Origin of the sequence: Paenibacillus sp. FSL H7-689 (genome assembly GCF_000517905.1) — a bacterium.
GTDB classification, from domain to species: Bacteria; Bacillota; Bacilli; order Paenibacillales; family Paenibacillaceae; genus Paenibacillus; species Paenibacillus amylolyticus.
The window spans coordinates 103,202-119,147 of the sequence record NZ_ASPU01000011.1; the positions used below are offsets into that span (position 1 = coordinate 103,202).

Annotated in this window: 15 protein-coding genes and 1 other annotated feature; of the genes, 2 read left to right on the forward strand and 13 right to left on the reverse strand. The window is 46.9% G+C overall.

The window, feature by feature from the left end; translation table 11 throughout:
• Nucleotides 1-135: 135 nt before the first annotated feature.
• The 9 genes from C170_RS06970 to C170_RS07005 all read right to left on the reverse strand — a co-directional run bounded on the left by C170_RS06970 (nucleotide 136) and on the right by C170_RS07005 (nucleotide 6,265).
• Nucleotides 136-723 (reverse strand): lysophospholipid acyltransferase family protein, encoded by a 588-nt coding sequence (locus tag C170_RS06970; RefSeq protein WP_036607713.1) that lies wholly within the window; start codon nucleotides 721-723, stop codon nucleotides 136-138.
• Complete coding sequence (cmk, locus tag C170_RS06975) at nucleotides 720-1,424, reverse strand: (d)CMP kinase (RefSeq protein WP_036607714.1); 705 nt, start codon at nucleotides 1,422-1,424, stop codon at nucleotides 720-722. The genes C170_RS06970 and cmk overlap by 4 nt, the downstream gene beginning before the upstream one ends.
• A gap of 103 nt (nucleotides 1,425-1,527) precedes the next feature.
• A complete protein-coding gene (locus tag C170_RS06980) occupies nucleotides 1,528-1,752 on the reverse strand; it encodes a hypothetical protein (protein ID WP_036607715.1) in 225 nt (74 codons plus the stop codon).
• Between the two features lie 63 nt (nucleotides 1,753-1,815).
• Entirely contained in the window at nucleotides 1,816-2,469 is a 654-nt protein-coding gene (locus C170_RS06985; RefSeq protein ID WP_036607716.1) for a flagellar brake protein, read from the reverse strand.
• A gap of 148 nt (nucleotides 2,470-2,617) precedes the next feature.
• Nucleotides 2,618-3,964: a germination protein YpeB gene (gene ypeB, locus C170_RS06990; protein WP_036607717.1), complete on the reverse strand. Its 1,347-nt coding sequence runs from the start codon at nucleotides 3,962-3,964 to the stop codon at nucleotides 2,618-2,620.
• Between the two features lie 121 nt (nucleotides 3,965-4,085).
• Nucleotides 4,086-4,256, reverse strand: a complete 171-nt coding sequence (locus C170_RS31125) for a hypothetical protein (RefSeq protein WP_164783335.1) — start codon at nucleotides 4,254-4,256, stop codon at nucleotides 4,086-4,088.
• A gap of 114 nt (nucleotides 4,257-4,370) precedes the next feature.
• Nucleotides 4,371-5,066 (reverse strand): glutamic-type intramembrane protease PrsW, encoded by a 696-nt coding sequence (gene prsW, locus C170_RS06995; protein ID WP_017687676.1) that lies wholly within the window; start codon nucleotides 5,064-5,066, stop codon nucleotides 4,371-4,373.
• Nucleotides 5,067-5,109: 43 nt separating this feature from the next.
• Nucleotides 5,110-5,724 (reverse strand): genetic competence negative regulator, encoded by a 615-nt coding sequence (locus C170_RS07000; RefSeq protein ID WP_017687675.1) that lies wholly within the window; start codon nucleotides 5,722-5,724, stop codon nucleotides 5,110-5,112.
• Between the two features lie 187 nt (nucleotides 5,725-5,911).
• The gene (locus C170_RS07005; RefSeq protein WP_036607724.1) at nucleotides 5,912-6,265 is read right to left on the reverse strand and encodes a hypothetical protein; all 354 of its coding nucleotides are present in this window, start codon (nucleotides 6,263-6,265) and stop codon (nucleotides 5,912-5,914) included.
• Nucleotides 6,266-6,359: 94 nt separating this feature from the next.
• Between C170_RS07005 and C170_RS07010 the strand changes: the two genes are divergently transcribed.
• Nucleotides 6,360-7,256 (forward strand): polysaccharide deacetylase family protein, encoded by an 897-nt coding sequence (locus tag C170_RS07010; protein WP_036607725.1) that lies wholly within the window; start codon nucleotides 6,360-6,362, stop codon nucleotides 7,254-7,256.
• A 45-nt stretch (nucleotides 7,257-7,301) separates the two neighbouring features.
• Here the strand turns inward: C170_RS07010 and C170_RS07015 are convergent, their stop codons facing one another.
• From C170_RS07015 to C170_RS07025, 3 genes are read right to left on the reverse strand one after another with little or no spacing between them, the layout of a single operon-like run.
• Nucleotides 7,302-8,099, reverse strand: a complete 798-nt coding sequence (locus C170_RS07015) for a metallophosphoesterase (RefSeq protein WP_235200727.1) — start codon at nucleotides 8,097-8,099, stop codon at nucleotides 7,302-7,304.
• A gap of 29 nt (nucleotides 8,100-8,128) precedes the next feature.
• Nucleotides 8,129-8,581 (reverse strand): hypothetical protein, encoded by a 453-nt coding sequence (locus C170_RS07020; RefSeq protein ID WP_017687671.1) that lies wholly within the window; start codon nucleotides 8,579-8,581, stop codon nucleotides 8,129-8,131.
• On the reverse strand, nucleotides 8,578-9,171 hold the full coding sequence (locus C170_RS07025; protein WP_036607728.1) for a CPBP family intramembrane glutamic endopeptidase: 594 nt from the start codon (nucleotides 9,169-9,171) through the stop codon (nucleotides 8,578-8,580). The genes C170_RS07020 and C170_RS07025 overlap by 4 nt, the downstream gene beginning before the upstream one ends.
• Before the next feature lie 335 nt (nucleotides 9,172-9,506).
• Nucleotides 9,507-9,737 (forward strand) — a binding site (T-box leader).
• 199 nt (nucleotides 9,738-9,936) lie between these two features.
• Between C170_RS07025 and serA the strand changes: the two genes are divergently transcribed.
• Nucleotides 9,937-11,532, forward strand: coding sequence for a phosphoglycerate dehydrogenase (serA, locus tag C170_RS07030; RefSeq protein ID WP_036607735.1), 1,596 nt, complete (start codon nucleotides 9,937-9,939; stop codon nucleotides 11,530-11,532).
• A gap of 213 nt (nucleotides 11,533-11,745) precedes the next feature.
• On the opposite strand, the gene C170_RS29980 is transcribed toward serA, so the two are convergent.
• On the reverse strand, nucleotides 11,746-15,903 hold the full coding sequence (locus tag C170_RS29980) for a BclA C-terminal domain-containing protein (protein WP_051447050.1): 4,158 nt from the start codon (nucleotides 15,901-15,903) through the stop codon (nucleotides 11,746-11,748).
• Nucleotides 15,904-15,946: the final 43 nt, after the last annotated feature.

The following is a 15,946-nucleotide window of genomic DNA, read 5'->3' on the forward strand; positions in this document are numbered from 1 at the left end:
ACCCTCCTCAATTCAAAAACCCCATTATATTCAAACCTGCCTGTAGCAGAGTTCAAAACACTTTCATCACTGAGTGCTCAAACTTTAGTCTCCCTCAAAAATATGGAAACATGCACTCAGCTACCGACGAAGCCATTACTTGCTTGGCACGCCCGTTTGCACCATCTCGTTAATCTTGGACATAATCTTTTCAGTCGCCTTCTCCAGAGCTTCTCCAGATGGGTCTTCCTTGAACTCGTCCAAACTTACTGGTGCTCCATATACAACTTTCATCTTACGAAAAACTTTGTAGTTACCGATAATAGCAGTAGGAATAACTGTAGCGCCACTGCGGAGAGCAAAACTCGCTGCCCCTTTTTTGCCGATACCTCCATCATTGTGACGGCTTCCCGAGGGGAAGATTCCAAGCACTTGACCATCACGCAAAATATTGAGTGAGGTTTTGATGGATTCCTTGCTGACACCTCCACGTTTAACGGGGAAAGCGCCCACGGCTTTAATAATTCGGCCGAGTACCGGAATTTCAAACAATTCGCTTTTGGCCATAAAACGTACCTGACGGCGAAGTTTGATACCAACGGTTGGAGGATCGAAGTTACTAATATGATTGGAACATAAAAGTACGCCGCCTTCTTTCGGAATATTCTCCCGTCCAACGGCCTCCAAGCGGAAAAGAATGGTATAAATGATCCGCAGTAATGTGCTGCAAAATGTGTAAATCATAGACCGATCTCTCCTCTGACCATTGTGCAATAAGATACGATTTTGTCAACCACTTCATGAATGTTCATCTCCGTTGTATCAAGGACAATAGCATCCTCAGCACAACGCAATGGGGAAATTTCCCGATTCTCATCCAATCTGTCACGGGTGGCAATGTCTCGCTCCAGCTGTTGCAACGTCAGTCCTTCAGAGGGGTCCAGTTCTTTGAAGCGGCGAAGCGCACGCTCTTCCACACTGGCAGTCATGAAGATTTTCACTTCCGCATCGGGCAGTACTGTCGTTCCGATATCGCGTCCATCCATGACGACGCCCTTGCGCAAAGCCATTTGCCGCTGAGTATCCACTAATTGCGTACGCAGCCCCTCGATTTGCGCATATCGGGACACGATTCCCGTCACTTCACGGGAGCGGATTTCCGAGGTTACTTCTTCCCCATTACAGAACACTTTCTGTCCGTCGGGATCCGGTTGTAAATCAATGACCAGCTTTTGGGCTTCCTGAAGTACCTGTGTCACATCTTCCGGTGTAATACCTTTCCGAAGCATATGCAAGGTTACCGCACGGTACATTGCGCCTGTGTCGACGTATACATACGCGAGCGCCTCTGCAACCAATCGGGCCACCGTGCTTTTCCCGGCACCGGCAGGTCCGTCAATTGCAACGTTCATTTTCCCGTTCTCTGATGTGTTCTGGCTTGCCAACGGGGCATTCCTCCTCAAACGATAAACCTCAATAAAAAAACAGGCATTGCCTGCATCGTGAAAATTATACCACACTCTACACATGGATGCAAAAACAGACAAATCAACGACGGTTGTAATCATTCATCGTTTGCACTTCAATTGGCGTTCCTTCCAGGCGGTCAATGGTGGTCAAATTCTTTTTGAAGCCTGGTACCAACAGCAGCAATTGATATACCACAAGCAGGATTAGAAGGGCTGCAATCAGAATCGTAACCTTTCGTTCCATTCGCCTGGAGAAAACATAATAAAGTCGTTCATATCTGCGGGTTGCATGACGACGATTCAAGGCAATACCTCCGTTTTTTTCATTACGGTACCCGCAGTTCCCTCTCTTTATGCCACAACATTCCTATTTCGTGCGATAGTCAAGTTGCCGCTCAAAACAAAACTTGATAATTTTCTGGCGCTCCGAATCTGAAATCTGCACAAATTTCAACATGCATAGCTGTCTGCCGGTTTCCAGGGTTTTGATCCGCACAACTTCAGCTTCAAAATTCACATGTTCAATGGTTGAATTCCGGTAGGGAACCAGCAACCAGCATTTCAATTTATGACCTTCAGCTATTGAGAAACCTGTTTCGCCGTAGATGGACAATCCACCACCGCCAATATCTTCAGTCAATCCGACAGCACGGGTCAGATCTTCACTCTGGATGGCCAATTCGAGGTTCGCATGAACACGAAGAAAGCTGCGCCGTTGTATTTTGGATATATCGCTCGGAAGCGGTTTGCGGATACGGACAAGACGGACCACATCTTCCTCAAATCCCGTGACATAGGTATTAAAATAATGCCGGACCCCATCCTCCGTAATATATGAAATGGACAATTCATCTCCGAAAAAGAGCCTTTTCAGACGGCTGCTTCCTTGTTGCATCGGGACCTCAATCAGAAAACTGCTGTCATCCATATCTGCAATGCGTGATTTGTACTCTTTGTGTTCCTCTTTTTCATCTGCAGAAGCAATGTGGATGTATAAAATTTCATTTATTTTCGGAAACAAGCTGTTCACCGCCACTTTATGTATTTATCTTCGTATGTACAAGGACTATTATACCATGACCTTTCTCACATTGAACAAGAAAAAAACAGACCACATCGTGGTCTGCCGCAGTTATTCGCTCAACTTCAAATTCAAATTATCCATCTTTTTATGAGGTTGCATTGACCGGTTTGATCTCTTCAACCGCTTCTTCTATTCCTGTATTCGCATTAATGTATATCCGGTAACGAGAACCGTTAATTTTCCCTCCGAATTCATAACACAATACTTCTTTGCTGTAATCATTCTCAATCAGGGATTTGCGAACATAATTTTCTTCGAACTCCGAATTAAGCTTTTTCCGCGCCTGTTGCTCCGTAAGAGTTGCTTTCGGAATTTTGCGCATGTCATTATGTTCGTAAACAAAGTCACTCGCCTGGAAGCCGGTTACTTCGCCTGTATCCAAACCTACACGAACTGACATTTTCTCGGGATAAATCAAGGTGTCCCCTTGCTTACGCACATAAGTAAGGTTACCCAGATTACCATATTCATCGTAGTTTACAGCTTTCATATCCTTATAGCCTTTGTTCATTAGAAATTGATCTGCTTTAGCCATGGCATTCTGACGAGACACTTTTTTGGTTCCGATTGGACGCGTATCACTGTAAGAGATCAGCATTCCGCCATTACGGGTGAAATCCATCATCAGTTTGCCATTGTTGGCATGATCAATCGTGGCAGTGTAGGACTCCCAGTCTGTTCCTTTGCCGTTCTCCTGCACTTGGATTTTGCTACGATCCGCATCAGAGAATTTTGCAGCCTTGCTCTGAATCTGTTCTTTGGTCACCGGCAAGCCGTCCAGTTTCTTGACTGATCGTTTTGCATAGATGTTGGATACGGAAGGACCCCAATCAAGCTCCGGGTATTCCTGTACCTTTTTGTTTACAGTACGAAAACCATCAACGATCGTGTTGTCCATGGTTTGCTCTTGTGTTGCCATGGCAGTCTCTGCATCCATCCAGCGCAATCGGTCCGTCAGGACTTTCTGCTGCACATCCTGCAGATTCTTGGTAATCTCGGATGAATTCTGATACAGCTTTTTCAGGTTGCCCATTTCCTTCTCACTTAGCGGTTCGTTCGTCAAGTCACGCATCGACGCCCGATAGGCAAAGTTGGAAATACGCGAGAGAAACTCCTCTGTCTCGTTAAATGGCAGCATGGTGAGTGGCAGTTGGTTGATCTCATTCTGCGCTTCACTGGTGAGTCGCCATACATTCATCAGACCTTTGCGATGCATCCCCTGTGATGTAGAGTGAACCGCCAAGGTGTTGCCAATCTCCGAATGCAATTTGTCCATATGAAAAGATAAATCGTGAAATGCACGCTGATATTGATTCTCTGCCTTGATCAGAATTGCATTCTTCTCCTGATTCTCCTGATAGCCCCACACGAGCGCACCGACCAGCAGAACCGCAAATATCGGAAACATGACTGAACTTAATCGTTTATACATCGGTAGAGTCTCCTTTCTTCTAAACCACTACCTCTATTGTGGATCGAAGAAAGATCTCTTATGCATGCGATTTCCAGTCCTTACACAAGCAGGCTGCTAAAGTAGCGTTTGGGTCCTCCTTTTAATTCAGCTGAATCCCAGTTGCCATGCCCTCTTCTTCAATTTCGAACTGGTCTCTGTTATCACATAGGCACTGCTTGAATCCCGTCTCAATCCGGCCCCGATCTTTCTTGCCTCGTAATGTAAATCGTTCACCGCATTGTTTGCATCTGATTTTAATTTTAATTCTCATCACAACGATCTCCGTTTCTGTCGGTCATTCCCCGGGAGTTTATCTGTAAAAATAAAAACACACCGGAGTCATAGGCGCAATATGCGCTTTATGTCCACCAGTGTGTCCGTATTTTTATAATTTAACCTCTTCCTCCCGCTTCACAAAACGAAAAGGAGAACGGTTATTAGCTCGTGTGATTTTACCCATTGCCCCATACCACAGGCCCGCCATTAGCGGCGCTATAAACCACAACCAATGATTCACCATGGTGTTCATGATGACATCGTACAATGCATGCCAGAAAAAAGGTAACACCAGAGAAAGAACCAGATACCACCGCTTTTTCTTACCACCGATAAACTTGGCTTTACCCATATAATAACCCATGATTACCGCAAACATAGCATGCCCTGAAACAGGGAGCAGTGCTCGAAGGAACATGGCTGAGACGGATGCATTCCCCGCAAAGGCATACAACACATTCTCAACAGTGGCAAATCCAAGTGAAACAGCGACTGCATATAAGATCCCGTCATACGGCTCATCAAATTCGGTGTGATTATAGATGATATGATAAAGTACGAACCATTTAACGAATTCCTCCACACCACCTGAGATCATAATGGCCTCAAGATAAGGATTATCCCCGAGCCACATCATCATGCCACGCTGAATAATCATCACAGGCAGTACCATCAGAATCCCCATGAGGAAAACCCGCAATACCATATGAAGTGGCTCATAATCATAACGGTCTTTCAGGTAAAAGTATGTTAACAAGGCGAGACCCGGAGCAACTGCTGCCGCTAAGACCGAAAACAAAAGCACCGAAATTCCCTCCTCTGACTAAAGACGCGATTACAACTAGAGATTAATCCTGGCGTTTGAAGTGGGTGCAGATAACATCAATCGCTTGTGCAGGAATAACAACCTTACCATACTCTTCCATGACTGCTGGAGTAACTGAGGAGCCTTCGCCAAATTCAGCAAGCAAGGCAATCAATGCCGCATGTTTGGTGGAATCTACCTCATCTGGCTCCAAATGCAAGAACCACTTGTCTTTATAGGAATAAAGTCTCCCAGCATCCGTAACATGCTGACGCAACATATGTGCAGCTTCAATGAGCACTTCAAAGTCCTTGAATGCATAAACAATGGAATCGCTTTGCTCGAGTGTAACTTCCATTTCATATACTTCTTCAGGAAGATCATCTTCATGACCTAAACCATATTGTTGCGGATCATATTTTCCACGTGTGACAATGACAACCATCCCTTGAGCGGGAAGTGCGAATACTTCGACAGCGAGTGGACCTGTGGCATCAAATCCAAGTTCGGAATAGGCCTGATCCATCATTTCAGTGAACAGTTCATGAACCTTAGGTATTTCCTGCCACATATCTTCTTTTTGTATTCCGCGCTCGCTCAGATCGTCAAAGGTCAGGAAAATCCGTATCTTATCGTGACTTAGTCGTTCTATTTTCATACAGGATCTCCCCTTTATAAGCAAGTCTTATAACAGATTATGAAGCACAAAACAATATGTGCTGAAAATAAATCTATGTAGTTATGTTATCATTTTATACCTCTAAATGCACGAAGTAAAATCGACAAAAAAAGAATCATTCCACAGCAAATCAAGACTGTGGATGATTCTAATTGGAGGTTTTGGTTTATAAACCCGGTACTGTTGTGTTTGTTTGGCTTAAAATTTGCTCAACTTCATGCTTCACATCGGGATTGGTGCGAATAAAATCTTTGAGCATGCTCATATTCGCTTCTTTTTCCTGCGGTGTGATTGCTCTTGCGGTCTTTGCTGCCGGATTTTTGTGGGATTCACCATGTTGATTTTGCTTGCTTGTGAACCCGTCCATACCCGGGAAAGTCATTTCCATCATCTTATGTTTTGCCTGATCCATCATATTTCTTGATGAACCCGATGACATCATGGGCAATTTGCCTTTGGACAGCCATGAACTGGCTGCAACACCAATGACAATGCCCCAAAAAAAGGATGAAGCCTTCATTACACCAACCTCCTTCAAGTGTTAAAATCATATTTAGTGTTTGCGGTAGTGAGCGATCTCATTCCGTATAATTACAGGAAAGCGAGTTGAAATCATGTTTAGACATACCGCCGCATTGATCATTGCTGCAAGTTTGCTGTTGTCAGCTTGTGGGACAGCGGAAGAAAAAACATCTGATAATTCCACACCAGCGGGCGAATCAACTACCACGGTTCAAGAAGAGCAAGGTAACTCTAACCCAACTGAAACAGGAGAACCCGGAACTGGTGTGCCCGAGTCTTCAACGAAAGATTCAACTGTGACAGAAGAAGAACCTGAATCTTCGGAGAAGGTTTCTACAGAAGAGAAAGTGGAAAAGACGTATCATATGAATAAAAATTATTATATTAAACCAAACGATGAAGCGAGCCCAAGCAAAGTGGTCTTGTTAACTTTTGATGATGGACCCAAAGAAGAAAAAATGATTACTTCACTGATCGACACTTTAGATAAACATAACGCTAAAGCGATATTTTTCGTCAATGGATATCGGGTGAAAAGCCATCCGGAATTACTCAAACTCATACATGATCGGGGTCAGATTGTAGGCAATCATGCCTGGGATCATGAGGATCTCAAAAAAATGTCCAACGCTGAGGCGGCAAAACAGGTTACAGATGTCCAAAAAATAGTGAAGGATACCATTGGTGAGGAACCGCAATTCTTCCGTCCACCTTTTGGTTCGGGAAATGATGCACTGAAGGCTGCTGTGAAGAAAAATGGCATGTTATATATGACTTGGTCTAATGGTTCGCTCGATTGGGATAAAAGCACCAAAGACAAACCGGAAAAAGTCATTCAAAATGTACTGGACCAGTTAAATCCCGGAAGCAATATCTTGATGCACGAGTTGCCTTGGACGGTTGAAGCATTGGATGAGTTGCTGACCAAGCTCGAAAAGAAAGGTTATTCCTTTGTTGATCCGCGTGCAATTGAATTGGAAGCTCGTTAAATTGTAATTTTGCGCATTAAAATAAAACAGCCTTGATCCATTGGATCAAGGCTGTTTCTCTGTGAGTGCTTTTTCCGCGGGCACTCTTAACGTGATGATATGCATCTCCGCAGGACAACTTAGTCGGAGAGGAAGATGATTTGTACCGTATCCTCTGCTAACAAGCATTTTGCCATCTTGGTGAACATCCTCCGGACTTCGCCTCAGGGAGTACCACCCGTTCGATACGGGACGATACGCTTTGCTCAGGAACACAGGTCCGAAAAATGGTAAAACCAATTGTCCGCCATGTGTATGACCGCTTAAAATAAGATCTGCATTTTCTTCCAAGCGAAGGGCCTGCAAAGGATCATGAACGATAGCAATTTTGCAAAAACGGTTACCGATCTGTTGTAGTAATACATCGCCCTGTTTGGAACGATAGTCTATGCCGATCAGGCTCAATCTGTCGTTGCCCCTTTGCAGATATTCTACATTATCCTGCAGTAGCTTAACGTCCGATTCCCGAAGGATTCGCGCAAGTTGAGCGGTACCAGCCCTCTTGTCATGGTTGCCATACACCGTAAATGAAGGAGCAATGTTCGATAAAATTTTCATGTTATGTCTAACTAAAGACCATGAGATTCCTTTTTCCGCAACATCCCCACCGATGAGAACCCAGTCCACCTTGTTTTTAACGTTTGCCAGATCCTTCTGCTTCAGCTTGCGCTTGTGCGTGTCGGATACATACAAAATCATGGCCCCGTCAAAGGATGTTGGCAGATGAGGCACTTCAACCTCTTCTTCAATCATTTGATGAATATGGGCTTCACGCCACATATGAAAAAGTAGTAAAACTCCCATCAAAATGATTAAACCTGCGAGTAAAAGCATTACCACGGCAAGGGAAGGAACGTATTCAGAGCGGGTGCCCCTTCAACCCCCCACCAAACCAGACTAATCGTTAACATGACAAAAATAAAAATGAGTGAATTAACAAACCTCTTGCTCAATTTTAACCGACGTGAAGGATGTAATTCTGTCCGTGTAGGAAGCGAACCCGCTTCGGGGATCGATTCTTCCGTTGAATTTGGCGTTTTTTTGGAGCGTGATGGTGCCCTTTGAGGAAGTACTGGACTTTCCAGTTTTTCTGTATAGGGCTTGCGCTGCGATCTAGGTAAAGAAACGGAAGTAATTGGTGTGATTCCGCCAACCTCAGCAGCTGCTGCCGTTTCAGCAACGATGCTTACTTGAGAAGCCACCTGACGCTCGGATTTCTCTTTTTTATCCGATTGACGATGGCGCTGACTGCCATATGTCTTCATTCTACTTAATGGCTGATTCATGATCCCCTCCGAAAACGTATCGCTAATCCGGACACCAAATCAATTATAAAGTGACATAATATAGGCGCCCATAATGTGCCGGACTGCAAGTAAATCCAACCCAATCCATAACTTGAGACAAACACCCAGCCTGTTGGAATCCAGTGGCGCAAATAACGAATATGGATAACTGCAAATAAAATACTTGTCCAGTAAGGACCGATGGCATGTTGGATGGCTCCACGGAATAATAATTCCTCACACACAGCAACAATGGCTGCTATACATACAATGTGCCAGATCGGACGCCCACGGAACAACATCTCGTTAATTCCACCGTCATCCATGCTTTCCTGAGGTATAACATACGACAGTACCAAGTCCATAACAAGCATTATTCCTGCAAGACCAAGACCCCACCATATAAATTGGTAATTGTCAGGCCATGCGAGTACATCTAACAAGTTTCGTTTCTGCAATAAGATCCATACAACTCCGATAATCAGTGTCAGACCTTGTGTAAAGTATAGATTAATTAAAAGCAAACGCTCGGTAAGCTGCTGTGGCTCAGCCTTCTGAATCTTGAACTTGGGAAACTTGAATTTTTTCATCGGATGCGTCTGTCCTCTTGAGTTAAATTTGATGGATAACAATTACGTTGTCCAATCGGATAGTATACTAAATGATAGCCAAAAAACCAATTAGGTTCAAGACCTGCCCCAAGTCCTGGTTATATGTCCGTGCCATTACTTCATTAAAGCAGTAAAATTCAGTTCACCAAACAGCTTACTTTCCATCTTCTTGTGGTAGGTATATTAACTATTGTATTACTTATGGTGACTCTGTTTATGTGTGAATCTAAAGACATCTGCAAAACATTTTAAAACATTTAAGCCTATTGACATGCTCATGTCAGCCATGATACATTATGAAAAAATTAGTCACGTTAAACACGATGATGGAAAAAAGACGTTGCTTCGTCTTACAGAGAGCCGATGGTAGGTGTGAATCGGTGGCAGGCAAATGGTCTTGAGCGCTCCTGAGTTATTGCATTGAAATTGGAGTAGGTGCAATCGGTTTAGACCCGTTATCCTCTTCGGTCTTCATTGACCGCTAAGACTGTCGTTGCGAAACGGCGGTGAATTAGGGTGGTACCACGACAACTCTCGTCCCTTATTGCGCAAGCAGTATGTGGATTGAGAGTTTTTTGATTTATTTTAAAGGATATCTGTGGGATCACTCTATTTGCTTCACCTTCCCCCTCTGTTGCGACACCGCGTTGTTGGGCGGAAGAATCAACCTGGTTTTAAGGAATACCTCTTCGCTGAGGTCAGACCTTGACGATATAGATACACATACCTAAGGAGGAAGAAACCATGTACAAAGTGTTAGTGTCGGACCCAATCAGTGATCTGGGGATCCAGCAACTGGTGGATGCAAATGATGTTGTTGTTGAGAAGAAAACCGGTCTTAGTGAAGATGAACTTGTTGCCATTATTGGTGATTATGATGCCCTCTTGGTTCGTAGCCAGACTCGTGTTACAGATCGTATTATGACGGCTGGTACCAACCTTAAGGTGATCGGACGTGCAGGGGTTGGTGTAGATAACATTGATCTGGAAGCTGCTACACAGCGCGGTATCATCGTTATTAATGCACCTGATGGCAATACCATCACAACCTGTGAGCACACGTTTGCCATGATGATGGCATTGGCACGACACATTCCTCAGGCATATGCCAAGACTATTCAGGGTACGTGGGATCGTAAAACCTTCCTGGGTGTGGAATTAAGAAATAAAACGCTCGGTGTACTGGGTATGGGACGGATCGGTAGTGAAGTTGCCAAGCGCGCCAAAGCATTCGGAATGGACATTCTTGCTTACGACCCGTTCCTCACGGAGGAGCGTGCCGAGAAGCTGCAAGTGAAGCTGGCTAGTGTAGATGATATCATTCTCAATGCGGACTTCATGACCGTTCACACACCATTAACACCGGAAACACGGCATATGATCTCACGTCCACAATTCGAAGTGATGAAAAAAGGCATGCGTATCATTAACTGTGCTCGTGGTGGTGTAGTTGACGAGATGGCACTTGTCGAAGCCATTGATCAAGGTATTGTTGCTGGTGCAGCATTTGACGTATTCGAAAGCGAGCCGCCAGCCGCTGATCACCCGTTCCTGAATCACCCAAGCATTATCGTTACGCCTCACCTTGGTGCGTCCACAGTAGAAGCACAAGAGAACGTGGCTATCGATGTGTCGGAACAGGTGCTTCACATTTTGCGCAATGAACCGTTTAAAAACGCAGTTAACATGCCGGCTGTTGCACCAACTGTGATGAACAAATTGCAGCCGTATTTCAAACTGGGTGAAACGTTGGGTAGTTTTGCAGCACAGATTACACAAAATGCAGTGCAAGAGATTCGGATCGACTATGCTGGTGAACTTTCTGAAGTAGATACTTCTCCTCTCACACGTTACATTGTGAAAGGGATTCTCGCCAGACATTTGGGTGGGGAAGCCAACATCGTCAACTCCATGCATCTGGCCAAAATCCGTGATCTGAATGTGGTTGTAAGCCAAACCTCAACAACTAAAGGATTTACTAACCTGATTACCGTAACATTGGTTACAACTCAAGATGCTGAGGAACGTCGTGTAGCAGGTACATTGCTTGCAGGTTATGGAGAACGTATTGTTCGTCTGGACAAATTCCCGGTAGATATCGCTCCGGAAAGTCATCAAATTTTGATCTCCCACAACGATAAACCAGGTATTATCGGACGTGTAGGAACGCTGCTTGGACAAAACGATGTCAACATCGCATCCATGCAGGTTGGACGTAAAATTATTGGTGGTGCAGCGATCATGATTCTGACCGTAGATAAAGCTGTTCCAAAAGATGTGCTTGTGCAGCTTGCTGCGCTGCCTGAAATCAATACTGCTGTTGAAATTGTTCTGGAATAATCAAATATATTTCTAAATGTAAAAGGAAAGACGGGACCCTAGTGGTTCCCGTCTTTTTTGTCGTAAGGAATTGTATGACTGTACCCGCTGAAATATCGGTGATGAAGCTTGCAAACAAAATATTTTTGGAATTGGAAAAGGGGTGCCCATCACCCCCATATGAACTCCGCTTCTTTTGGTCAATGGAAGTAGTCTTAATACGTAATCGAACTATTAACTTAACTGAATAATGTTTAGTGTAGACCCCGGAGGAGACAGAACGGCTGCGCCAACAAGCCCGAATAATTGTAACTGTATTGTAGAACCAGCGGTAACGGTAACCATAAAGTCAGACTGCAGCTGACTGAGAGAAAGTACTGGAGATACTACACTCGCTGGAATTGCTGCGCCGTTAAGTAAAACCCGAGATTGGATAGCAAGTGCAGCTGTCAGATTTATTTTGTATGAGATATAGTAGCGACCTGCGTTGGTCAGTGTGAAGGTGTCATTTGTCCCATTGACGGTTATACCTGTGCCAATATTTTGGTTATTCGGTAATGGAACGAGTGTACCACCCAATATTACAACAATCGTACCATTAGTGTTCTCAGCAAAAGCCGAGTTAGATGTTACAGATGTTCCGGTTGCACCTGTTGCTCCAGTAACTCCTGTACTTCCCGTTACGCCGACTCCCGTTGCTCCCGTTATACCTGTGGCTCCTGTTCCCCCAGTGGCGCCTGTTGCTCCGGTACTTCCCGTTATGCCGACTCCGGTTGCCCCGGTTATACCTGTGGCTCCGGTTTCACCAGTGACACCAGTTACTCCAGTACTTCCCGTTACGCCAACTCCCGTTGCTCCTGTTATACCTGTGGCTCCTGTTCCTCCAGTCGCACCAGTTACTCCAGTACTTCCTGTTATGCCCACTCCCGTGGCTCCAGTTACACCTGTCGCTCCTGTTCCCCCAGTCGCACCAGTTGCTCCGGTACTTCCCGTTACACTGACTCCCGTGGCTCCGGTTATACCTGTGGCTCCTGTTCCTCCAGTGATACCAATTGCTCCAGTACTTCCTGTTATGCCCACTCCCGTTACACCTGTCGCTCCGGTTTCACCAGTCGCACCAGTAACTCCAGTACTTCCCGTTATGCCGACTCCGGTTGCCCCGGTTATACCTGTCGCTCCGGTTTCACCAGTGACACCAGTAAACCCAGTGCTTCCCGTTATGCCGACTCCTGTTGCTCCCGTTATACCTGTCGCTCCGGTTTCACCAGTGACACCAGTTGCTCCGGTGCTTCCCGTTACGCCGACTCCCGTGGCTCCTGTTACACCTGTGACTCCGGTTTCACCAGTCGCACCAGTTGCTCCGGTACTTCCCGTTACACCGACTCCCGTGGCTCCGGTTATACCTGTCGCTCCTGTTCCTCCAGTCGCACCAGTTGCTCCGGTTTCCCCGGTGACACCAGTTACTCCAGTACTTCCTGTTATGCCCACTCCCGTGGCTCCTGTTACACCTATCGCTCCTGTTCCCCCAGTCGCACCAGTAACTCCGGTACTTCCTGTTACGCCGACTCCTGTGGCTCCTGTTATACCTGTGACTCCTGTTCCACCCGTCACACCAGTTGCTCCGGTACTTCCCGTTACGCCCACTCCCGTTGCACCGGTTATACCTGTGACTCCGGTCTCCCCCGTGACACCAGTTGCTCCGGTACTTCCGGTTATGCCGACTCCCGTTGCTCCTGTCACACCTGTTACGCTTACTCCCGTTGCGCCAGTCAATCCCGTTACGCCTGTTGCTCCTGTTTCCCCTGTAGCACCAGTACTACCTGTTACACTTACTCCTGTGGCTCCTGTGATCCCCGTCGCCCCAGTCAACCCTGCAACACCAGTCGCTCCTGTTTCACCAGTTGCCCCGGTTCCTCCAGTTACTCCTGTTGATCCTGTTACGCTTAGTCCCGTGGCTCCTGTAATTCCCGTCGCCCCGGTCAACCCTGCAACACCGGTCGCTCCTGTTTCACCAGTTACTCCGGTTGATCCCGTTACGCTTAATCCTGTGGCTCCTGTAATTCCCGTCGCCCCGGTCAACCCTGTAAGACCTGTCGCTCCTGTTTCACCAGTTGCCCCGGTTCCTCCAGTTACTCCTGTTGATCCCGTTACGCTTAGTCCCGTCGCTCCTGTAATTCCCGTCGCCCCGGTCAACCCTGCAACACCGGTCGCTCCTGTTTCACCAGTTGCCCCGGTTCCTCCAGTTACTCCTGTTGATCCCGTTACGCTTAGTCCCGTCGCTCCTGTAATTCCCGTCGCCCCGGTTAACCCTGTAAGACCAGTCGTTCCTGTTTCACCAGTACTTCCCGTTACTCCAACTCCAGTTGCACCCGTCACACCTGTCGCTCCTGCTCCAGCGATCAACGTGTAATCTGGTGAAGTCCCCGGCGTTCCCGTTGGTGATGCTACATTTGCAATATACGTACTCCCATTGAACGTTACAACCTGACCCGCTGGATATGTCGGGGCTACAGCTGGATCGAATGGCACAATACCACTTAAACCTACACCTGTCGCTCCTGTTTCGCCGGATGCTCCGGTACTTCCTGTTACTCCAACACCAGTTGCACCAGTTGCACCCGTCACACCCGTTGCTCCTGCGCCCGCAAGCAATGTGTAATCCGGTGAAGTCCCCGGCGTTCCGGTTGGCGATGCCACATTTGCAATATACGTACTCCCATTGAACGTTACAACTTGACCCGCTGGATATGTCGGGGCTACAGCTGGATCGAATGGCACGATACCACTTAAACCTACGCCTGTCGCTCCTGTTACGCCGGATGCTCCGGTACTTCCTGTTACTCCAACACCAGTTGCACCTGTCACACCCGTTGCTCCCGCGCCAGCAAGCAACGTGTAATCCGGCGATGTGCCCGGCGTTCCGGTTGGCGATGCGACATTAGTTATATACGTACTGCCGTTGAACGTTACTACTTGACCCGCTGGATACGTCGGGGCTACGGCTGGATCGAATGGTACAATGCCACTCAAACCTACGCCTGTCGCTCCTGTTTCACCAGTTGCCCCAGTTCCTCCAGTTACTCCTGTTGATCCCGTTACGCTTAATCCCGTGGCTCCTGTAATTCCCGTCGCCCCAGTCAACCCTGTAAGACCAGTCGCCCCTGTGACTCCGGTACTTCCGGTTACTCCAACACCAGTTGCACCCGTCACACCTGTTGCTCCTGCGCCAGCAAGCAATGTGTAATCCGGTGAAGTCCCCGGCGTTCCGGTTGGTGACGCCACATTCGCGATATACGTACTGCCGTTGAACGTTACAACCTGGCCGGCTGGATATGTTGGGGCTAATGCGGGATCGAATGGCACGATGCCACTTAATCCTGCACCTGTGGCTCCAGTTGCACCAGTCGCCCCCGCAGCAGCGATTAATGTGTAATCCGATGAAGATCCTGGTGTTCCTAGAGGACCAGCTACACTCGTAATGTAAGTACTACCGTTATACGTAATTACTTGACCTGCTGGATAACCCGGGGCGAGCGCTGGATTAAATGCCACGGCTCCTGTCAAACCAGCTCCGGTTGCTCCCGTTGCTCCAGTCGTCCCACCCGACAGCAAAAGAGTGTAGTCTGGAGAACTTCCGGGTGTACCCAAGGGACCGTTTACATTGGCAACATAGAGACTCCCGTTGAAACTAACGACCTGACCTTGAGCATATGTTGGCCCAAGCGCAGGGTCAAACGCCGTAATATTGTTCAAACCCACACCAGGTGCTCCTGCCGGACCCTGTGGACCAACTGGGCCAACCGGTCCTACTGGTCCAAGTCCTCCCGGTGTTCCAGTATCCCCTTTCACCCCAGGGACTCCTGGGACACCGGGTACCCCCGGAACTCCTGGCACTCCCTGTGGGCCAGCTGGTCCGGTAATCCCTCCAGTTCCAAGAGTTGTCGTCGCCCGGCTTAGCGATATGGAGATCGATCGAATTAATCCCACAAGTTTATCTTTTTCTGCAGGTGATGCTTCCAGAAGCAGCGTCACACTTAACAAGTCATCCAGTAAGTTTTGCAAGTTACCTGCGAGATTAATAAGAGGAACAGGGACAACCTCTGAACCTGCAATCGTTAATTCCAATACGGCTTGTAATTCTGCCTTTACCCCGGCACGAAATCCGGATTGATTTACAGAAGTAAGTAACTGGCGTAATACGTTCTGTAAAGACAGTATATTAGCTGAAGTCGGCTGACTGATTGCAGCAGGAATAGCCACAGCCAAAGAACGCAGTATGGATTCAAACTGCTCCAGTTCGCTTGTGGTTATTGGAATAAACGGAGAGCCTGCTCTAAAAGATCTGCCTTCCAGGAAAGCTTTAATATTGACCCTTTTTCGATCATCGGACATGCTTAACTCAATCCTCCTCTATCTTGCTTGCTTTTCAAGCTTA